The sequence below is a fragment of the Anabaena sp. FACHB-595 genome (assembly GCF_048568275.1).
Lineage (GTDB): Bacteria > Cyanobacteriota > Cyanobacteriia > Cyanobacteriales > Nostocaceae > Trichormus.
This window is the reverse complement of the sequence record NZ_CP183473.1, coordinates 4,224,904-4,246,044: the sequence shown is the minus strand read 5'-3', so window position 1 is coordinate 4,246,044 and position 21,141 is coordinate 4,224,904. Positions and strand designations below refer to the sequence as shown.

The window sequence follows — 21,141 nt, the reverse complement described above, 5'->3', positions numbered from 1 at the left end:
AAGTGGTCTATTTTGACCAAGGTTGGGACGGTCTAATACTTTCCTCAATATAATAGGCTATGCGCCTCTGGCGATGCCGAAAGACTCTCCCTTTAGTGTGATATTAAATGGTGTGATGACGACTTCACGGGTGGGGGATGCTTCGACTCTACCAGCGATCGCAGCTGTTAATCCTTGCTCTTTTGCTAGCTGAACAATTCTCTCCCCATCCTGTTCTGTTTCTGTATAAAATGCAAAACCTGCGCCGTAATTGAACACGGACAACATCATTTCTTTCCCTCCTTCTAGTTGACTTTCGACAAACTGAAAGATTTCGGGAACTGGTAACAATTTTTCAATGACATACCGTAGTGGTTTGGCTGACCGCATAAGTTTCTGCCATCCATGACCGGTGATATTCTCCATCGCGGTGGGACGAATACCCTCACTCAACACCGCTTGCACCAGTGGCGTGTAGAGATGAGAAGCAGCATTCATCGCTGCCCATAACTCCTGCCCACTGGGTAGTTTTGTTCTGTAGCCATCGGGGAGTGATTCGGCTAGTTTTCGCACGGGGGTAAAGCCGTTTTCATGGAGTCCGGTACTTTCCACCAAAACGATCGCATTACCTTCAGCTAGCCGTGTACCATCAATAGGAGTCACACCAGGGGGCATTACGCCAAATACAGAACCGGCAATATCCAGTCGCCCTGGAATCATCTTAGTTTTGAGTTGTGGCGTTTCCCCAGAAATGTAAACACAGCCGATGCGTTTGCATCCTTCAACTACACCATCCAGAAATCCATCCAAAAAGGCGGGAGTAAATACGCTTTCCGGGGTGCTTGAGGGTAAATACAATCCCAGAAGTACGGTTTGCATTCCCGACGATGCAGCATCATTGGTCAGACACGAGAGAATTTTGATACCAATGTTCCACCAAAACCGTCGCAATTCTTCCTCCGAGAGGTCATCAGGACGGGCATCATCAGCAGTACCCAGTCCTTCAGGAACAAGGCTCACAAAAAGTTCTGGTGTTCCCGTCTGCAAGTAGGGCGCTAGGTTGAAACTAAAGGCGTTAGCACTTCCCCCCAGCCCGGAAGCAGGTACTTTTCCATAAGTGGGTGCAAACTGCAATGTGCGTTTTGCGGCCTCAATAAAGCGAAGCTTGGCCGCATCTAAAGTATTGTAATCGACTTGATCGAGTGCTTGAGTCATCAGAGTTACTTTGTTGGGATTGGGGACTGGGGATTGGGGATTGGGGATTGGGGATTGGGGATTGGGGATTGGGGATTGGGGATTGGGGATTGGGGATTGGGGATTGGGGATTGGGGATTGGGGATTGGGGATTGGGGATTGGGGATTGGGGATTGGGAAAATTCTCCCCCTATACCCTTACACCCGTACACCCCTAATTCTTACCCCCTCGCCCCTTCTGGATTATGAATAACGGCTTCCGAGTTCAGTTGTGCGAATTGCTGGGGCGATCGCGGTCTGCCTGTGGTGATAGCGTAGTTAATAGCTAATAGTCGCAGCCATAATGCTGGGTTGTTAGTTTCTAGCCAAGGTTTAATTTTTAGAAGGAAGCGGGGGAACCATGCACTCAGTAAGGCGTTAACTAAGGCGTGGCGACCAAAGTTAAAATAATTCCCCAGCCATCTGACCAAATCTTTGGGGCCTGCTAGTTGCCAAATCCACAACAATAAGGCGGGATTTTTCCGGGCTGCTTTTAGGGCTAGGCGGTTAAATGTCAACCAATCACACCTATCTTTTATGAAATTATCTGCTACCTCTGGGGGTTCATCTGCCAGCAATCCAAAGAAGGTATTGAGCATGGAGTTGATGCGTTGAGGGGCTAAAAATCTCCCGGTGGGAACCATCATGCCTTTAGAAAAGAGCCAAGTTACAGAGACATTACTTTGATAGGCGCGAATCAGATTCAAGTTACTGAACTTTAATAAATCATGCTTTAGGGCTACATCTAACAGGGTTGTCAGACGGTCTAAGTTACGCACCAAGGAACCAAAACCAGTAAATACCAAGGGTGATTGCAGGGAAGCGGCATCACCGATCGCAATTAATCTATCAAAGGCAATGGTGCGATCGCTACTCCCCACACTGAAATGTCCTGGTATGTAGCCAAATGTCGGCTTTTTCCACACCAGTTTGTCCATATCGCAACGGCGATACTCTGGCAGAATTGTGAAGAAGTCTTCGTACATCTCCAACAAAGAACCAGGATTTTCGGCGTTAACTTCGTGATAGTGAAACAAATAAATTGTCAGTTCTTCACCCGCACCTGGAAATAATTCCCAAATCAATTGCCTACCACGAGAGATATCACCGTGGCTATAAAGCACATCTCCATACTGGGAATCCCACACTCCTGGCTCAAATCCCCCATCAATGACTGCGCCCACAGTTGGACATACGCTATCAAATGCACGACCACCATTTAATTGCCAAGCAATGGGGGAGGCGGTTCCCATCGCATCTACTAACAGTCGTCCACTTACTTGCTTCTCCGTTTGGGTGGGCAAATGTTTGACTTTTACAACAATTTGTGTATCATTAACATCTGCACGGATAAATTCTGTCTCATCCCAAATATCGCCACCAGCAGCCTTTAACTTCTGCCCGCACATTTGCAACCATTTTTCCGAGTCTAAGGCTATATTTAACACCGTCGGCGTGTGCAAGATAGGCGATCGCAATTTTGCTGGGTTATTGCCATCAAAAAACTTATTGAATCCGTCTTTATAATCCCGGACAATCACAGTTTCTAACTCAGCATTTGTCACCAAACCCAAGTTAATCAAACTTTGCAATTCATCACGAGAAATATTCCATTCCCGGTTCATTCGTCCAAAGGGCAAGCGCTCTACCAGCAACACCTTATACCCCAACCTTGCCATCACCGCCGCATGGATGACCCCCAATGCGCCACCAATATAAATCAGGTCATATTGGAGATTGGGCTTTTCCTGTTCCCTGTCCCCAGTCCCCCTATCGCTTTTCTGAGAAAACACTACCTGACGCGGTTGCTGGGGATTCCGCACTCCTTCACGCCATCGCTGTTCCCACCAGTAAGCACGTTTGAGGTCATATTCCCCATTGGGCATCTTTTGGAAATATTTAACCGTTAGAGGGTAATGGGGTGCTAGAGCCTCAAAAATTGATTGTTGGGATAAATCAATCGCTGGTGGTTCTGGGTAGTGATGAGGAAAACGCTGGCGAATGTCTGTTGTTAAGCGTTGTAAGAGTTCCTTTTCTTCGGGTAATTGCTGATCTGCCCAACGGAAAACCTTGAGGTAAGTAGTTCTCTGGACTGACCACAAAAATATAGAAAATTCTTTAGGTAAATTTTCGGTAATTTTCGTGCTACTTGCTGTATATTTACTAGATATTTTCAGCCTACAACCATCTGGAGTCAGTATTTTCTCCCAACTGCCTGGGTCAAATTCTGTTTGCAGCCAACAGCGCACAACCGCCGTATCCGTGATTGGCACTTCTAAATAAAGGATTTCTTTCATGTTTTCCTGACATCTCCGTCAATCTACTCACCAAGACAGATATGCGAAAGGCAGTAAGTACGATAAACTCCGCCCTATCGGTTTCTATAAAGATTCGGTAAAGAATTTTTAATAATTTGTCAATTTTTTTTGTCCATTTTGAAATTTTATAAACCTACGCCATGAATTATCCCATTCCAGACAGCCCACAAGAAATTTTTGCTTTAAAACAACAGCGTGTAGATGAAGAGTTAGTTGCCTCTGCGATCGCCGGAGTGATAAAAATAGTGCGATCGCAAGGTCAATCATTAGAAGACTTAACAGCCCAATTGCTAGCAGATGACCAATTACTAGACCAACAACAACGCCGTTGGTTAAGTAAACTCGTTACCCAGGCATGGGAGAGTTTTACATAAGGTTGGGCAATGGGTAATGGGTAATGGGTAAGATTTTAACCAATGACCAATGACCAATTAACCAGACGCTTTTACTGCGGCTTCTGCTTGGGCGTGTAATAACAGACCATATTCCAAACCTTCGACAACCGCTTGATAGGAAGCTGCCAAAATGTTCGGTGAAACGCCAACCGTTGTCCAGCGTTGATAACCATTGCCTGATTCGACTAAGGCACGGGTTTTGGCAGAAGTGCCTGTGTGACCGTCGAGAATCCGCACTTTGTAATCTGTTAACTCAAAGGTGGCAAGTTGGGGATAGAAGTTGACTAAAGCTTTGCGTAACGCTGCATCTAAGGCTGCTACTGGCCCATTACCTTCGGCAGCTTCTAAAATGTTCTTACCATTCACCGCGACTTTCACCGTCGCTAAAGCATTGGTCATTTCTTTGCCTTCCACTAAATCACAGTGGACTTGAAAGCCTTTAACTTCAAAAAACTGCTGTCTTCCGCCCAAAGCTTCATACATCAATAAAGCAAAACTCGCTTCGGCTGCTTCAAATTGATATCCTTCACTTTCTAATTCCTTGAGGCGCTGAAGAATTTGCTTGGCTTCTGGTGTTTGCTTGTCGAGTTCAATGCCAAAAGTCCGGGCTTTAGCTAACACATTACTAATCCCCGCTTGTTCAGAAATGACAATCCGGCGGCGGTTCCCCACTTGTTCCGGCTGAATGTGTTCATAAGTTAGGGGATTACGTTCCACGGCGGAGACATGAATACCACCTTTGTGAGCAAAAGCCGAACGTCCCACAAAAGGAGCGTGTTCATCAGGGGCAAGATTTACCACTTCACTCACAAATCGGCTGGCTTCTGCTAGTTGTCCTAGCTGGTGTTCTGTGATACAGCTATACCCTAATTTCAGTTGTAGATTAGGAATTAATGAACATAAATTAGCATTCCCACAACGTTCGCCATAACCGTTGATAGTACCTTGTACCATTGTCGCCCCTGCCATTACTGCTGCTAAAGCATTGGCAACAGCCATATCTGAATCATTATGAGTATGAATACCGATTTGGGGTATTGGTAATTGGGTCAAATCTTCCCTAGTCACCTCGACAACATCTTGAACAATCTGGCTAACTTCGTGAGGTAAAGTACCGCCATTCGTATCACAGAGGACTAACCATTCTGCACCGGCTGTCATTGCTGCCTTGAGGGTCTGTAAAGCATAATCTCGGTTGTGCTTATAGCCATCAAACCAGTGTTCAGCATCATAGATCACGCATCGCCCTTGAGAGCGAAAAAACTCGATAGTATCGCGGATCATTGCCAAGTTTTCTTCTAAAGTAGTTTTTAGACCTGTTGTGACGTGTAAATCCCAGGATTTGCCAAAAATTGTCACCCAGCTAGAACCCGCAGCCAGGATATCTTGGAGCATTGGTTCATCTGCGGCATGAGTATGAGGGCGGCGAGTTGAACAAAATGCAACAATTTGTGAATGTTTGAGCGGATCTTCGTGAAGTTGCCAGAAAAATTGAACATCCTTAGGGTTGGCTCCTGGCCATCCACCTTCAATGAAGGGAATCCCTAGTTGATCGAGTCTGTGGGCAATGCGTAGCTTGTCTTCTGTAGAAATTGATAGCCCTTCGCGCTGAGTGCCATCCCGTAGTGTGGTGTCATAAAGCCAAATGTGGGGTGAGGGATTTTTGGTCATAAGACTAAGACTTTGGAGACAACTGTAAAGGCAATGTGCCAAGATACAACAAAACGCCAGTTTGCTGATTAAAATATGCCTAAGGTATTAGCTCAGGGTAAAACAATTGAGTGCGATCGCGGAGAGAATTTACGCAAAGTTCTGCTAAAAAGTGGTATTGACCTCTACAATAGCGGTGCTAAGGTAATAAACTGTCGGGGTATTGGTAGTTGTGGTACCTGTGCTGTCCAAGTAGAAGGTGAAGTGTCTGTGGCGAATTGGCGAGATCAAGCACGGCGTTCGCTTCCTCCTCATTCTCCTACAAAAGACCTGCGTTTAGCTTGTCAGACTCAGGTATTAGGTGATGTGAAGATAACAAAATTTGACGGATTTTGGGGTCAAGGTTCTCAGCTAGTGTGGCAACCAGAAGGTTAGGTTAACAAGGAGAAATCAAGATGGGTAGATGGACACCGCTAATTCTTATGGCCGGAGGCTTGGCAATTCTCATGGGAACATTGCTAGGCATTAACTTCCCAATGGGCGGCCAGCAACAAACAGCTAGTAACAATACTTCAACTAGTAATAATGCTCCAGGAGGCAAAGCATCGAAAGTACTCCCAGCTAACATTAATGTTAATAGCTCCTCTGCCAATCGCAATCGCACCAATGCTACTACCAATGAAAACAGAAGTGGTGTAGCGCAAGATAATTTCAACACTAATACTGAAGAAAGAGGCAACAGCAATCAGGAAGAGCGCAGATCCACTGGTAACAGAACTAGTGTGGCTCAAAATAACAATTCCACTGATTCATCATCTCCTGACAATACATCAGATACTAGTACTACAGAAGTTCAATCAAGAGACACCGTATCTAGTGACACCAACCAAGCAAAAGAACCAATTCGTGCTTTGTGGTAATGGAGTGCTGAGTGCTGTGAGTGGTAGCGGGGCGTTCATATTTTTGAATTTTGTAGCTTTAGCTTTCCTTTGCTACGCAACGCTCGCGCGAACGGAACGCTACCGCGTTCGCCAAAGGGGTTCTCGCAGAGTACCCGCAGGGTATTTTGAATTCACCCCTACTTGTACTAGTCGTTGGTTACAAGTTATGAGTTATTAGTTATGTACTAATGGTAAATAGCTAATATATAAATACTAATGACTAATGACTAGGGACATTGTAATTATTGGTGGCGGCGTTATTGGTCTGGCGATCGCCGTTGAACTTAAATTGCGCGGGGCAGAAGTCACCGTGATTTGTCGTGATTTCCAGGCTGCTGCTGCTCACGCCGCCGCCGGGATGTTAGCCCCCGATGCCGAACAAATCACAGATGGAGCGATGAAGTCGCTATGCTGGCGATCGCGTTCTTTATATTCCGAATGGACAAGCAAGTTAGAAGATTTAACGGGTTTAAACACTGGTTACTGGCCTTGTGGCATCCTAGCGCCAATTTATGAAGGGCAGGAGAGCAAGGGTGTTAGGGTGCAGGAGGGTGAAGGAGAATCACCTGCTTATTGGTTAGAAAAAGCCGCTATTCATCAATACCAACCAGGGTTAGGTGAGGATGTGGTTGGTGGTTGGTGGTATCCAGAGGATGCCCAAGTGAATAACCAAGCACTAGCGCGTGTGCTATGGGCTGCGGCGGAAAGCCTTGGTGTGGAACTTAAAGACGGAATTACAGTAGAAGGATTATTACAACAGCAGGGACAGGTAGTAGGTGTCCAAACCAACACCGGCATCATTCGGGCTGAACACTATGTTTTAGCTACAGGTGCTTGGGCCAATGAATTATTACCCTTACCCGTAACCCCTCGCAAAGGGCAAATGTTACGCCTGCGTGTGCCGGAGTCTGTACCGGAATTGCCTTTAAAGCGGGTTTTATTTGGCAAAAATATTTACATTGTACCGAGACGTGAGCGCTCTATTATTGTTGGGGCAACAAGTGAAGATGTCGGCTTTACTCCTCACAACACCCCCGCCGGCATTCAAACTTTACTCCAAGGCGCAATTCGTCTCTATCCTCAGTTACAGGACTATCCCATTCAAGAGTTTTGGTGGGGCTTCCGTCCAGCCACTCCAGATGAATTACCTATACTAGGCACTAGTCACTGTCCCAATTTAACTTTAGCTACTGGTCATTATCGTAACGGCATCTTGCTAGCACCAATAACCGCCGCACTTATAGCCGATTTAATCGTAGAACAAAAATCTGACCCCCTACTGTCCCATTTCCACTATTCACGCAGCCAAAAACAGGCATCTACCATCCCCATGTTGACCCACTCCGCCAACTTTTCTAACGGACACACCAAAAACCCCCCACTCCCCACTCTAGACTCACCCCTCATCATCGCAGGCAAATCCTTTCATTCCCGTTTGATGACAGGGACAGGCAAATATCGCAGCATAGAAGAAATGCAGCAAAGTGTTGTTGCTAGCGGTTGCGAAATTGTCACGGTGGCGGTGCGGCGAGTCCAAACCAAAACCCCAGGCCATGAAGGTTTAGCCGAAGCCCTGGACTGGTCAAAAATTTGGATGTTGCCGAATACAGCTGGCTGTCAAACCGCAGAAGAAGCCATTCGTGTGGCTCGTTTGGGAAGAGAAATGGCTAAGTTATTAGGTCAAGAAGATAATAATTTTGTCAAGTTAGAAGTTATACCAGACCCTAAGTATTTACTTCCCGACCCCATTGGTACATTACAAGCCGCCGAACAGTTAGTGAAAGAAGGTTTCGCTGTCTTACCTTATATCAATGCCGACCCCATGCTAGCCAAGCATTTGGAAGATGTCGGCTGTGCTACAGTCATGCCATTAGCGTCACCCATTGGCTCAGGACAGGGTTTAAAAACCACCGCCAACATTCAAATTATCATCGAAAATGCCAAGATCCCTGTAGTGGTAGATGCTGGCATTGGTGCGCCCTCAGAAGCCTCCCAGGCGATGGAATTAGGGGCAGATGCCCTATTGATTAATAGTGCGATCGCCCTTGCTCAAAACCCAGCCGCAATGGCTCAAGCCATGAACCTCGCAACAGTTGCCGGTCGTCTAGCCTACCTCGCAGGTAGAATGCCCATGAAAACCTATGCCAGTGCTAGCTCACCAGTCACAGGTACGATTAGTTAGTCAATAGTCAATAGTCAATAGTCCATATGGACTATTGACCAATAAGTAATGACAATTCACCCTTCGGGTGATGCTCGTTCCTCTCTACGAGACGCTGCGCGAACGCTAACGCCAGTTGCACCCTTAGGGAAAGGCTTACGCCAACATGGGGAAACCCCCTACGTACCCGTCACTGGCTCACAACTGAAAACTGACCAAATGTAACGATTTATCTCTGATTGTGTGAGTAAAAGATATAGGTCTTTATAAGATTAAATAAAATAATCAGAGCTAAGGAAATAATTCATGCCCTATACAAACGAAGAAGGCGGACTTCTAAATAATTTTGCCAGGGAGCCAAAAGTTTATCAAGCAGAACCTCCCACAGCAGGGCAAAAGCGTAATTACGTTATTTTAGGAGTTGCCGCCACAATTTTGGTTGGCGGTTTAATTTTCGTCGCCTTCTCTGTTTCTAGCGTCAGTTGAGCATAAAACATTTAACAAATTTATTTATCATTACTTCAGGTTCTAATTTTTTGAGAACCTGTTTTTATTTTTTAGCGTAAAAATAATTCTATGTAATTGTACGCAAGTTTTAATAAGTATAACAATCCTCAATTTATCCTGAGCAGGGTATCAACCTTCTGATTATAGTTAGGACTTACGCAGTCAGATTATTGACTGTTAATAGAAAGAGAGAAAGATGAATCAATAAGATAAAGATTTTCCCAATCCCCATTACCCCTTATCCCCAGAGGGGGCCCCACCTTCCCCAATCCCCAATCCTCCATAGTACTTGGCTCTTAAGCCGCCATGAGCGTGAATGATACTGGACACTCAGATAATTATACTTGGAATAGGCAAGTCTATCACCGTCTAAAACTTGCTCTCAGCCTTGGTTTGCGACGACAACTTTTTTTGGCTGTCTGTGACGATTTACACCTAAGAAATCAAGTAGCTGCTCGCCTGCACTCTACTTTGGCTTATCCTGTTGGCCAGGTGCTATATCAGTCATTGGACGGAAAGGAAGCTAGTACATCGGCTTATCCGAGACTAGTTACTTTGCGGTTGAATTTAAATGAACCGAATCCTATTGCTCAAATTAATCAGTGGTTGGCTAATTATCCACCACCAATCGTAGGCGCATCTAAAGATAACCCTGGAAAACCTTTACCTATACCCACATTTCAGCTTGTAGGTGTGGAACAACTCACCAAACAAACGGTAGCTAGTCAGCGTTTATTTCTGCACTATCTACGCTTGAGTGAACAGTTTTTTGCTGCTCAAGAATCCAGCCGATTTCTTGAATCTAGTGTATTGTTATGGGTGTCGCGTCCCTGGTTATCAGCTATTCAGCAATCAGCACCGCAGTTTTGGCGTTGGCGAACTGGTGTGTTTGTATTCGCTGGTGAACCTACCCCAACAACTCAAAATTCAGGTCATCCAGAACGTTTTTCTAATTCTAGAAGTGTGAAATTAGGCAATCTTGAACAGTCTGCCCTAGACGAATTAAGTATGGAAGGTGAGGTCAGAAGCCCATCCACCACAGAGTTTAACTTTGGGGATGAAGTAAGCTTACCCACGGAAATACTAGGGAATCATCCACAACCAAAAGAAGAAACCCCCCCCTTAATTTCGGAATTACCTCCAACTCAACAAAAGCCACAGGAACTTACAGTTAGGTCTAGTGCGGCTAACAGTTCATCGCTTTTGTCTTTGTCTCATGTCAGCCAGGAATTAACGGACTTGGTGCTGGCAACAATTAATACAAAAATATCATCAGAAGCAGAGGATGATTGGCAACCACAGGAACTGCTTTTGGAGATTGAGGAATTACACTCACAATCCGCTAGTGGAGAGATACTGGCGGCGGCGTATCATCAGTTAGGAAATTTGTATCGTCTGCGGATTGAGCAGGGACAGTCAACTTTAGAAGACTTGATGGTAGCAATTATTGCTTATCAAGAGTCTATTAGCTATGACGAAAATTCTCCACAACTGCCCGATATTTTAAATGACCTGGGTACTCTCTATTGGATGCTTTATCGCACACCACCCAATTTAGAGGAGGGGCAAACTTATATTGAGCAGGGAATCGAATTTTATGAGTTAGCGTTAAAAATAATTTCTCCAGAAACACATCCTGATACTTATGCACGAGTGCATAATAATTTAGGGACAGCCTATGGTGATTTGGCGCGGTTTGCCAGTCCGGCGGAGAATTGGCAACAGGCGGTTGTATCTTACAGCAAAGCTTTACTCCACCGGACTGTGGAATCAGATCCTTTAAAGTATGCAGCTTGTCAGAATAATTTAGGTACTGCTTATTGGCATTTAGCTCAGTATAATCAGCCGGTGGTGCATTTGAAAAAGGCGATCGCCTCCTACAAACAATCACTAGCTCACTACAACCCCCAAGATGAACCCCTCAAATATGGGATGATTCAAAATAACGTCGGTACTGCCTACTGGAATTTGGCGCAGTACGAACAACCAGGAGAAAATCTCCAGTTAGCCATTGATGTCTACAGCGAAGCCTTAAAATATCGCACGGCGGCGATGGTTCCTAATGCTTGTGCCGCAACTCAAAATAATTTAGGTACGGCTTATTGGCATTTGGCTAATTTACCGCAAACTACTAAAGATGTTAGGCAGAAGTTACTGATTTTATGTATTAATGCTTATGAAGAGGCGATCGCTCTCGCCCATTCCTTGAGTAATGTATCTTTAAGCTTTGATTTATTTGCTACCCATAATAACTTGGGACTCGCCCATTATCAGTTAGTTACTGATAATTATTTTAGTGGAGATAAAGGCAGGCGATCGCATCACTTAGAAGCAGCTTTAGATAATCATTTACAAGCCTTAAATGGTTTAAGTAAGCAACCAGAGGCTTATCAAGCAACTTTTGCTTATGTAGTCAAAACCGTTCGGGCTTTTCACAATGAATTAGGTATTCAAGGGCAAAATCTGGCTTTATCTAAAGTTCCTGGTCATTTGTTGCCGGAGATTTTACCCAAGTTATAGTTTTGTGAAAATAGGATAAAAACCTGATAATGAAAGGCTTTCAAGTCTGTCAACAGCTATATATGCAAAATTCATACCACCGAAGCCATAACTTGTTTACTGGAATATTTATTTAAAAATCAAAATCTGCACCGAGTCCGTGCCAACTGCGACCCAGAAAACATAGCATCTATCAAATTATTGGAACGGGTTGGTATGCGTCTGGAAGGTCACTTTATTAAGAGTTTATGGTTCAAAAATAATTGGGTAGACGAGTTATGGTTTGCGATTCTCGATGATGAATGGAACTAAATGATACCAGTATTTACACTCCCTTTCGTGGTGGAAACTCTTAACAGAAGGGAAGATGAGCATCACAAGCAAGGTTTAAAGCCGAGTGGAATTGTAGGCAGCTTAGTTTCCCTGTTCCCTTTCATACTGGATGGATATTTGCTTCTTAATAAATTCTTCATTGACAGCCCCTTGCTGATTATGATAATCATTATCGGAAGTAAGTATACTGTCAGAAATAAGTGATATGGCTTCATACAGCATTCAACTGGGGCAAGCATCTACTTCAGTCTTAGCGAGCTTGTTGGTGGCAGCACCACTAGCTCTATCCAGCAATATTGCACCAGCGCAAGCTCATGGTAATCACACCCATGCTGATGAAACTGAGTTTTATATTGGGTTAGATGGTTTAAGAGTTCTGGCTAGTGGTACGTATGCGGGATTAGACAACCCTAATTACAATCGCCTAACATTTTTATACGCACATCGGGAAGAAGATTTTACTACTAATCACTTTCACGGTATTGGAGCTTACAGCTATTCAGGGCCTTTAGGTAGTCCAAGTATTAACCCGACAAATATAAATAATAGAATCCCTGAAACCTATACAGGACAAATACCTCTGCAATTATTGCCAGGTAAAGGAGCGTTTGCTGGTCGCTTGGTGAGTACTGCGACAGGGGCAGAATATAGCAATATCAAAATTGAAACTGTAGAAACTTTAGCCTCAGCTACAGATGCAGACGACCAGTATTTATTTAATAGTTCTGGCGGTCGTTGGCAATCATCTTTAGGAGGTGCAACAATTGGTCTACAGTTGATTTCAATTAGTAGTGGATTAAATGTTGCTGACGAAGCAGGTGTAAATCTTTTCAATTCCGTCGGTGATATTTATACCATCGGTACTGGTGATAATTTCACTTTCAGACCCAAGTTTTGGACTGATGCAGCCGCAGCACTAGGGAAATACTCGGCAACATTCAAACTTGTGGATGTCAGTACAGATAGTAGTACTCCCTTGCTGGAGTCTGGTACATTTAGTTTCGATTTCAGCGTTGAGCAAGTGCCTGAACCTTCAACAACTATTAGCTTAGGTCTATTAGGATTATTGGCGCTTTCTTTCTCTCGATTGAAGAAGCGGACGGTAAAAAGTTTGAATTAATGTTCTGGGACTGGGGACTGGGGACTGGGGACTGAGGACTGGGGACTGAGGACTGGGGACTGAGGACTGGGGACTGGGGACTGGGGACTGGGTTAAAAGTCTTTTTGTGTCCAGGTTGTATCATCTATTGATGTCCTAACACTACTGGCGACAACTATAATTGCTCAATTGAATGTAATTATTTCCTGTTCACCCCTAAATCCCTAAACCCCCACACCCTTAAAATAAAAAATCCTCAATAGCGGCGAAAATAGCTGCTGGGTATTCCTCATGCAGTCCTAAGGAACCTGGAACTACTACGCTTTGTACTCCAGGGATTGCGGCTACAGCGTCCATTTCTTCTCGTGATTTGGGTGGACTTGATGCACCAATAACTACCATGAGGGGTATAGATAATGACTGTACTAATGCGAGGAAATCACTTTGATTGTGTACAGCGTCAATATTGCCTGTGACAAAAGCCGCAGAAGCAAATCTGGCTCCTGGTTTTTGAGTTGTTTGCCACTTTTTCTCGATGAAAGCAGGTGTGAGTCTATCCGCGTCTGTGAAAACATGACGGCGGTACATGAAATTTAAGAATGAGGGTGTAGTGTTAAGTTTGTAGAGGATTTGTCCAACAATAGGCGATCGCACTAATCCCCTCACTATACCAGCTACCTGTGAACTTGCCCCCATCGTTGGCAAGGGGCCGCGCCATGTGGGTGCGACTAAAACAATCTTTGAGAAAGCATCTGGCTGTTTTTGTGCTAGTAGCAACACATAACTAGCCGCATGACCAGCCGCTAACACAGTAATTGGGGTAGAAAAAACAGCCTGAACAAAATCTTCTAAAAATCGCTGATAAATTTCTGGTCGGTAATCTAAGCTGGGGCGAGAAGATTCGCCAAATCCTGGCCAGTCCACTGCGACTACTTGGAAATGGGGAGCTAGTAGCCTAGCCATTTCACCCATTTCCAAGCGGGTAGATACACTGCTAAAAGCTGGTAATAGTAAAAGTGGTGAACCTTGACCAAGGGTTTCATACACCACTCGTAATGGTTGACCTTCCCACTGCCAGAGAAATTCATGAACTACTCCACCAAACCCAGTAGGATCAGAGGTGGACAACAAATTGGTAGACATAATTTTTCCATTATCAGCCCTATGGTTCTAACTTACATTCCAGCGCCTTTTTTTGCATGGTTTTAAATATGTTGTAAAATCCGTTGGCGCGGGAAGGTGTCAAGCTGACATTTAAACCAGTGGCTTGGATGAAATCTGGAGTTAGTTGGACAATTTCTGTGGGAGTCAGGCCATTTAGCCCTTCAATGAGAAACGCAAGTAAGCCCTTAGTTAATTGAGAATCAGAGTCTCCCTCATAGGCAACCTGACCATTATTTAAGTGTGCGGTCACGTAAACTTGTGAGACGCAACCAGGAACTTTATTTTCCGGGAGTTTATCAGTTTCTGGGAACTCCGGCAGCTTTTGAGCATACCAAATCAATTGTTCATAACGGCGCTTCGGGTCGGTAGCACGTTGAAAGCGCTGGACAATTTTAGCAAGTGCAGGTGGTAAAGAATCTAAACTAGAGGACATAAAAGCATCTGCAAATAATCGGTCTCACCTTGAGTTTAGATTATCTTATTAGTCAATGGTCAGTTGTCAGTTGTCATTAGTGGTTCCCCTGTTCCCCTGTTCCCCTGTCTCCTTTCACATAGTCCTACTTTTCGTTACATCAATGCTGATTTTGCCGCCAAAATCGGGAATGGGTGCGGCGGGTTTAGTGAGTTTAACTTGGACTTGTGTAACTTGATGGCATTGCTGAATAATAGAATCAGCGATCGCACCAGCTAATCTTTCTATCAAAGCAAACTTAGAATTTTTCACTAAGTCTTTGACTAAGCTAATGACGCTACGATAATCTAACGTGTCTGTGATCTCGTCACTCTTAGCAGCTGCGGATAAATCTAACCATAACTTGACATCCACCTCAAACCACTGTCCTAACACCTGTTCCTCTGGCAAATAGCCGGTGTAGCCATAGCAGCGAATCTCCGTTAAGTGAATGCAGTCCATCTAAATCCCCACCTTTGCATACAATTTCCCCAAAAGGATTTTATAGCAAAGTGCTGAGTTTTCTTCTATCCCATGTCCGAGTCTAAAAATTTTTGAATGTTGAATTGATTAGCCTCCTAACTAGTCGGCATTGCTGCCTTCTCCTCACCAGATTCAACCATCTTTTTTGGTGCTTCGTCCTCAAACAAAATTAAGTCAAACCAAAAAGTAGTACCCACTCCCACTTCACTAACTAGATTTACTCTACTGCGGTGTCGTTCCACAATATTTCTCACAATCGACAACCCTAAACCTGTGCCTTCTAAAGTGTGGACTCTGTTTTCTACCCGGAAGAATCGGTCAAAAATCGCCTGTTGGTCTTCCTGGGCAATACCGATGCCGGTGTCAGAAACTTCGATACGCACTTGGGCAGGCTGATTGGGGGAATTGGATTTAGTGTTTAATACATAGGTACGAATGGCTATTTTGCCACCGGAGGAAGTGAATTTGAGGGCATTTCCGACCAAATTAGCTAAGACTTGTAATAGTAAATCGTAATTCCCTAAGACTAGTGGCAAGCCAGGAGCAACATCTTGGATGAGTTCGATACCTTTGTCTCTAGCATTGAGTTGATAGGTACGTAGTGTTTGTTCAATGGCCTGGGCTAAATCTACACCATCGAAACTGTAGCTACGACCAGATTCCAACTTAGATAAATCTAAAACATCATTAACAAGACGAGTTAGGCGATCGGTTTCATGATTAACTGTTTGCAGAAACTCTTGGCGTTCTTCTAAACTCAAGTCTTCGCCGTAGTCATGGAGGGTTTCAATAAAAGATTTGATATTAAATAAAGGCGTTCGCAGTTCGTGGGAAACGTTGCTGATAAATTGGCTTTTGGCTTCATTTAGTTCCACCTCACGGGTAATATCCTGCACCGTGATGGCAATACCTTTGATGCTTTCCCGTTGCAGATTGAGGACTGTAGTCAAAAGAATGCGAATTGTGCGGTTGCTGGGTTGGTTGAGGGTGAGGCGAAATTCAGCGCTATCACATTCACCGGCTGCCATTTCGTATAGTGGTCTGGTGATTTCCATTTGTACCGCCGGGGGTAGGTGATGCAACACATTACTACCCACCACATCATCAGCACCTTCCCAGCCAAAAATGTGTCTGGCTGTGGGGTTGACTAAAATCACCTGCATATTGTTGTCAATCAACACAGCACCGTCGGCAATAGTGGAAACTAAGGTTTCTAGCTTGGCTTTCTCGGCTGTTAGTTCCTCAATATTCTGCTCTTCATAGCGCTCTAGGCGCTCTGCCATTTCATTAAAATTGAGAATTAACTCTCCTAGTTCGCCTCCCAAGGGCAAATCAATACGCTGCTTAAAATTACCAGCCGCGATTTGTTTTACCCCCACCAATAATTCTTTAATGGGCTTAGTGATAGTCAAAGCATTAACCACCCCTGCCAAAATCACCATGACCCAAATCGTAATAAAAACCGCAATGGTAACATCACGGGTGAAATTGGTGGAGATAACGGCTGTTTGGTTGGGGTTGATGCCAATAGCCAACACACCCAAGTATTTTTTATCGACAATTAGGGGAATGAACACATCAGTCACAATTCCATCTGGACTCATGTGTTGCCGTACCATTGGCTTTTCGCCGTCACCAGGGTACTCTTCTGGTAGTTGTATCCGGCGCTCAATGGAGAGGGAGTTTTCTACCTCTGGTTCCCAAAAGGGAATGCCAAAAAAGATTTTCCCAGTTTCATCAGCGTAGAGCATATAGCGCACACTAGAAGTGCTGCTGTAGAAGCGTTGGGAAAATTGGGCAACTTCAGTCAGATTATGGTCAGCAACCAGGGGTGCAACGTTAGCAGCCAGAAGTAGACCCAAATCCCGCCCAAAACGGGTGTCATTCACTTGGGCATCTTGCTGAATTGTGTTTACCGCCCAAAAGGTGAGACCACTCATCACCAAGGAAACCACCAAAGTGGCTGCGGCTAACAGTTTAGTCTGGAGTGTGAACTCTGACCACCAATTGGCGATCGCTTCTCGAATTGTTTTTAACAGCGCCAGCATCTCTAATAAAGTTGTTAGTAGCTTTGGTTATGAACCCCAACAACTTAAAAATTAACAGTTATTTTGGACATTAGCTCAGTTGTCAGTTGTCAGTTGTTATTAGTCAACGGTCAACGGTCAACAGTTAACAATGGACTTCGGACTATCAACTATTGACTCTATAACCAATATCTCTCCGGTAATATATGCCCGAAAAGTCTATGGCTTTAATTCCAGTGTACGCTTGCGCGAGGGCTTGTTGGAAATTTTCTCCGATTCCTGTAACATTTAGGACTCTGCCGCCATCTGTAACTATCTGTTGTTGCGCGTTCAACTTTGTGCCTGCATGAAATACTGTTGCACCTGTGGCTTCTGCTTGAGGAATGCCGGTAATGACTTGGCCTTTTTCATAATCCCCAGGATAGCCGCCGGAAGCTGCCACTACGGTGGCGGATGCTCCCCCTTGCCAAGCAATGGGTGGTAGCTCACCTAAACGCTGCTGTACACAAGCTAGAATCAATTCTTCTAGGGGGGTGGCTAATAAGGGGAGGATGACTTGCGTTTCTGGGTCGCCAAAGCGGCAGTTAAATTCTAAGACCTTAAAATCGCCATTGGGTGTAATCATCAACCCGGCGTAGAGTACACCACGATAATCGATGCCTTTAGATTGTAAGGTGGCGATCGCTCTTTCTAAAACTTCGGTTTGCACCAGTGCCATTAACTCTGGTGTGGCGATTGGTGCTGGTGCATAAGCTCCCATCCCGCCTGTATTTTCCCCTGTATCCCCTTCCCCAATTCGCTTATGGTCTTGGGCGGGTAACAAGGGACGAATTGTCAATCCATCCGTCAAAGCCAATACAGAAACTTCTTGCCCAGTCAAACATTCTTCAATGACAACAAACTCACCCGCACTACCAAACTGCCCTTGAAATATGGCATCAATGGCACTCTGTGCCTGTTCAATTGTCGTTGCCACGGTGACACCCTTGCCAGCCGCTAAACCATCCGCCTTGACGACTATAGGCGCTCCCTGTGCCTGAATATATGACTTGGCTGCTGCTGCCTCTGTAAATACCGCAGCCTTGGCGGTAGGAATCCCAGCTTCCTGCATCAGAGCTTTTGCCCAAGCCTTACTCGCTTCAATTTGCGCTCCGGCTCGGCTTGGCCCAAACACCATCAACCCTTTTTCTTGTAGATAGTCAGTAATTCCTTTTGCCAAGGGTACTTCCGGCCCGACTACCACCAAAGAAAAACCCTGATTCAAGGCATATTGACTAATTCCCTCAAAATCATCCACGGCTAAAGATACATTTTGGCAACGTGCCAAAGTTGCCGTCCCCCCATTTCCTGGCACACAGGCGACTTGCTCAATTTGTGGCGATTGCAATAGTTTCCACGCTAGAGCGTGTTCACGTCCCCCGTTACCGACAACTAAAACTTTCACTGATTCCCTCTTGCGTCTCTGGCGAAGCGAGAGTACTTTATGACTCTCGCGGATCAATTCTTCACCAATTCTGACCTTGATGCAAGTCCTATGATGGGGAGTGCTGATTTGTAGGGTGATGTAGTGCGTGTTAAGTAAAGAATCATTCATTCTTTACCCAATCCCCATTACCCCTTATCCCCAGAGGGGGCCCCACCTTCCCCAGTCCCATAATAAATTTGCCAAATTTAGAATAATTGTTCTAAAAATAACTAGGAAATAATGACGGAACATCATTGTCACTATTAACCTGTGGATATGTAAGATTCGTACTTGATTTTTGAAACATGGGTGGGGTGGGCAATACCCACCAAAATCATGATACGGTGGGCATTGCCCACCCTACAGATACTTAGATTTGTTCAAGAATCAAATCGGATTCCTATAGAAACTAAGAAAATAAGAATAAAGTAGGTAAAATGGCGAAAATTATAGTTACTGGAGCAGCAGGATTTATTGCTTCTCACCTGGTAGAAACCCTACTCAAACAAGGTGAAGAGGTAATCGGGATTGATGAAGTGAATGATTACTACGATCCCTTATTAAAACGTAAAAATATTGCCCATTTACAATCGTTTCCTAACTTCACCTTCATTGAGGGAGATATTCAGTTTCTAGATTGGCCGTCCCTACTCCAAGATGTGACTGTGGTCTACCATCAGGCGGCGCAGGCGGGAGTTAGGGCAAGTTGGGGTAATGGTTTCCGTGCTTATACTGAGCGCAATATTAATGCTACACAAGTTTTGTTGGAAGCAGCTAAGGATGCTCAACAATTAACTAGGTTAGTCTTTGCATCTACTTCTAGTGTGTATGGGGATGCGGAAACCTTACCTACTCACGAAGGGATTCCGCCTCAACCGGTTTCTCCTTATGGCATTACTAAGTTAGCTGCCGAGCGTTTGTGTGGGCTATATCACAAAAATTTCGGTGTACCGTTTGTGGCTCTACGTTACTTTACTGTATATGGCCCTAGACAGCGCCCTGATATGGCTTTCCATAAGTTTTTTAAATCTGTTTTACAGGATGAGGCGATTCCTGTTTACGGAGATGGACAGCAAACTCGTGACTTTACTTTTGTGAGTGATGCTGTAGCGGCAAATTTAGCGGCTGCTAGTGTACCGGCTGCTGTAGGAGAAATTTTTAATATTGGTGGTGGTAGTAGGGTGGTTTTGGCTGAGGTCTTAGACACGATGGAACAAATCGTTGGTCAGCCAATTAAGAGAAATCACATAGAAAAGGCAATGGGTGATGCACGTCACACGGCTGCTGATGTGTCGAAGGCACGGAAAATTTTAGGATATGAGCCAAAGGTTTCTTTGAGGGAGGGTTTGAGCTTAGAATGGCAGTGGGTGAAGGCTTTGTACACCTAGAGCCAGTGAAAGCGATCGCCTGGATTAAACTAAGAGGGTTTAGATAAAGCGATCGCACTAATTCCACTCAACAGCAAACCTATGCCTATCCATTGGGAAACTAAAACTTTTTCTCGCAAAACTACAGCCCCAGCTATTGTAGTTAGAACAATAGTTAATCCGATTACTAATGGGTAGGCTATGGATAAGTTTAGTTTCCCTAAAACTAAGACATAAAAAATTGTGCTTAAGCCGTAGCAACAAATTCCGCCTACTAAATAAAAGTTTAAAGGGTTCTGTCCCGCGCCTAGTTTCAATAGAGTTTGCGCTAGTGTATTTAAGCCTACTGTAGTTAAAATTAATAAAGCAAAGATAATTGGATTATTCATCAATATTAATTTAGGGAATTTATTATATATTTTGATTGATGTAAATAGAGTACATTACTTTAATCTCTATTCAGCTATTTACAAAAAGATTTTATAACCAAACGCTCCTTCAAAGTCCCATAATTCTTTACCCTTTGGATAAGGTATCTGTACCCATTTGCCAGCTAGCTTTTCCCACCAGCGCAATGGATGGGGTAAACTGGCAACTTGAATGCAACGGCATCCAGAAAACTTTGCTCCCATAACATCTGTATGTAAACTATCACCAATAACTAAGACATTTTTTGATGACAAGCGCATCTGAGTCATAGCTTTGCGAAATGCTGAGGGAAAAGGTTTTTTGGCTGGACTGATGGCGTTAATATCGAGGCGATGTGACCAATATTTAACGCGGTAGCGACGTTTCCCATTTGAGAGGATAAAAAGTTTTAAGCCTGCTAACTTGGCTTCGGCTATCCAATCTTCTGCCCAAGGAGCAAGGTAGCGATCGTCTTCTGAAATAATGGTGTTGTCTAGGTCAAGGATAACGCCCCGAATCCCCGCATTTTTGAGCCAGTCAATTTTAACTTCAGCTAAAGTAAGGATTTGTTTTGGTAATTTATCAGGCTGCTCTATAAAGGTTGAGTAATGCAGTTTACTCAACCAAGTTTTGATATGCGTCACGTTGCTTTGCTCCGAAT

The 21,141-nt window shown here is 44.4% G+C and carries 20 protein-coding genes; 10 read left to right on the top strand and 10 right to left on the bottom strand.

Going from position 1 to position 21,141, the window contains the following annotated elements; translation table 11 throughout:
• Positions 1-57 precede the first annotated feature (57 nt).
• A complete protein-coding gene (locus ACN222_RS17635; protein ID WP_044523173.1) occupies positions 58-1,194 on the bottom strand; it encodes an AIR synthase related protein in 1,137 nt (378 codons plus the stop codon).
• A 200-nt stretch (positions 1,195-1,394) separates the two neighbouring features.
• Positions 1,395-3,509: an NAD(P)/FAD-dependent oxidoreductase gene (locus ACN222_RS17630; RefSeq protein WP_010997674.1), complete on the bottom strand. Its 2,115-nt coding sequence runs from the start codon at positions 3,507-3,509 to the stop codon at positions 1,395-1,397.
• A gap of 161 nt (positions 3,510-3,670) precedes the next feature.
• On the opposite strand from ACN222_RS17630, the gene ACN222_RS17625 reads away from it, so the two are divergent.
• Entirely contained in the window at positions 3,671-3,904 is a 234-nt protein-coding gene (locus tag ACN222_RS17625; protein ID WP_010997673.1) for a hypothetical protein, read from the top strand.
• A gap of 57 nt (positions 3,905-3,961) precedes the next feature.
• On the opposite strand, the gene cimA is transcribed toward ACN222_RS17625, so the two are convergent.
• A complete protein-coding gene (gene cimA, locus ACN222_RS17620; RefSeq protein ID WP_010997672.1) occupies positions 3,962-5,596 on the bottom strand; it encodes a citramalate synthase in 1,635 nt (544 codons plus the stop codon).
• A 75-nt stretch (positions 5,597-5,671) separates the two neighbouring features.
• Here cimA and ACN222_RS17615 point away from each other — a divergent pair, with 75 nt between their 5' ends.
• The 8 genes from ACN222_RS17615 to ACN222_RS17580 all read left to right on the top strand — a co-directional run bounded on the left by ACN222_RS17615 (position 5,672) and on the right by ACN222_RS17580 (position 13,136).
• Positions 5,672-6,010, top strand: coding sequence for a 2Fe-2S iron-sulfur cluster-binding protein (locus ACN222_RS17615; RefSeq protein WP_010997671.1), 339 nt, complete (start codon positions 5,672-5,674; stop codon positions 6,008-6,010).
• Between the two features lie 20 nt (positions 6,011-6,030).
• Complete coding sequence (locus tag ACN222_RS17610) at positions 6,031-6,495, top strand: hypothetical protein (RefSeq protein WP_010997670.1); 465 nt, start codon at positions 6,031-6,033, stop codon at positions 6,493-6,495.
• A 244-nt stretch (positions 6,496-6,739) separates the two neighbouring features.
• A complete protein-coding gene (gene thiO, locus ACN222_RS17605) occupies positions 6,740-8,698 on the top strand; it encodes a glycine oxidase ThiO (protein WP_010997669.1) in 1,959 nt (652 codons plus the stop codon).
• 48 nt (positions 8,699-8,746) lie between these two features.
• Complete coding sequence (locus ACN222_RS17600) at positions 8,747-8,902, top strand: hypothetical protein (protein WP_010997668.1); 156 nt, start codon at positions 8,747-8,749, stop codon at positions 8,900-8,902.
• An 81-nt stretch (positions 8,903-8,983) separates the two neighbouring features.
• Entirely contained in the window at positions 8,984-9,163 is a 180-nt protein-coding gene (gene psb34, locus ACN222_RS17595) for a photosystem II assembly protein Psb34 (protein WP_010997667.1), read from the top strand.
• A 327-nt stretch (positions 9,164-9,490) separates the two neighbouring features.
• On the top strand, positions 9,491-11,704 hold the full coding sequence (locus ACN222_RS17590; protein WP_010997666.1) for a tetratricopeptide repeat protein: 2,214 nt from the start codon (positions 9,491-9,493) through the stop codon (positions 11,702-11,704).
• A 60-nt stretch (positions 11,705-11,764) separates the two neighbouring features.
• Positions 11,765-11,995 carry a GNAT family protein gene (locus ACN222_RS17585; RefSeq protein WP_309295016.1) on the top strand — a complete coding sequence of 77 codons (231 nt, stop codon included), beginning with the start codon at positions 11,765-11,767 and terminating at the stop codon, positions 11,993-11,995.
• A 226-nt stretch (positions 11,996-12,221) separates the two neighbouring features.
• A complete protein-coding gene (locus ACN222_RS17580) occupies positions 12,222-13,136 on the top strand; it encodes an all3515 family Zur-repressed PEP-CTERM protein (protein WP_010997665.1) in 915 nt (304 codons plus the stop codon).
• Between the two features lie 219 nt (positions 13,137-13,355).
• Here the strand turns inward: ACN222_RS17580 and ACN222_RS17575 are convergent, their stop codons facing one another.
• The 5 genes from ACN222_RS17575 to purD form a co-directional block, all read right to left on the bottom strand.
• Positions 13,356-14,258, bottom strand: coding sequence for an alpha/beta fold hydrolase (locus ACN222_RS17575; protein ID WP_010997664.1), 903 nt, complete (start codon positions 14,256-14,258; stop codon positions 13,356-13,358).
• Between the two features lie 19 nt (positions 14,259-14,277).
• Positions 14,278-14,712, bottom strand: a complete 435-nt coding sequence (locus tag ACN222_RS17570) for a SufE family protein (protein WP_010997663.1) — start codon at positions 14,710-14,712, stop codon at positions 14,278-14,280.
• A gap of 114 nt (positions 14,713-14,826) precedes the next feature.
• Positions 14,827-15,192 (bottom strand): dihydroneopterin aldolase, encoded by a 366-nt coding sequence (folB, locus tag ACN222_RS17565; RefSeq protein WP_010997662.1) that lies wholly within the window; start codon positions 15,190-15,192, stop codon positions 14,827-14,829.
• Between the two features lie 116 nt (positions 15,193-15,308).
• Complete coding sequence (nblS, locus tag ACN222_RS17560; RefSeq protein ID WP_044521794.1) at positions 15,309-17,261, bottom strand: two-component system sensor histidine kinase NblS; 1,953 nt, start codon at positions 17,259-17,261, stop codon at positions 15,309-15,311.
• 145 nt (positions 17,262-17,406) lie between these two features.
• On the bottom strand, positions 17,407-18,684 hold the full coding sequence (purD, locus tag ACN222_RS17555; RefSeq protein WP_010997660.1) for a phosphoribosylamine--glycine ligase: 1,278 nt from the start codon (positions 18,682-18,684) through the stop codon (positions 17,407-17,409).
• Positions 18,685-19,142: 458 nt separating this feature from the next.
• On the opposite strand from purD, the gene ACN222_RS17550 reads away from it, so the two are divergent.
• Positions 19,143-20,093: an NAD-dependent epimerase/dehydratase family protein gene (locus ACN222_RS17550; RefSeq protein ID WP_010997659.1), complete on the top strand. Its 951-nt coding sequence runs from the start codon at positions 19,143-19,145 to the stop codon at positions 20,091-20,093.
• A 29-nt stretch (positions 20,094-20,122) separates the two neighbouring features.
• On the opposite strand, the gene ACN222_RS17545 is transcribed toward ACN222_RS17550, so the two are convergent.
• Positions 20,123-20,461 carry a DMT family transporter gene (locus ACN222_RS17545; RefSeq protein ID WP_010997658.1) on the bottom strand — a complete coding sequence of 113 codons (339 nt, stop codon included), beginning with the start codon at positions 20,459-20,461 and terminating at the stop codon, positions 20,123-20,125.
• 78 nt (positions 20,462-20,539) lie between these two features.
• Positions 20,540-21,124, bottom strand: coding sequence for a YqeG family HAD IIIA-type phosphatase (locus tag ACN222_RS17540; RefSeq protein ID WP_010997657.1), 585 nt, complete (start codon positions 21,122-21,124; stop codon positions 20,540-20,542).
• Positions 21,125-21,141: the final 17 nt, after the last annotated feature.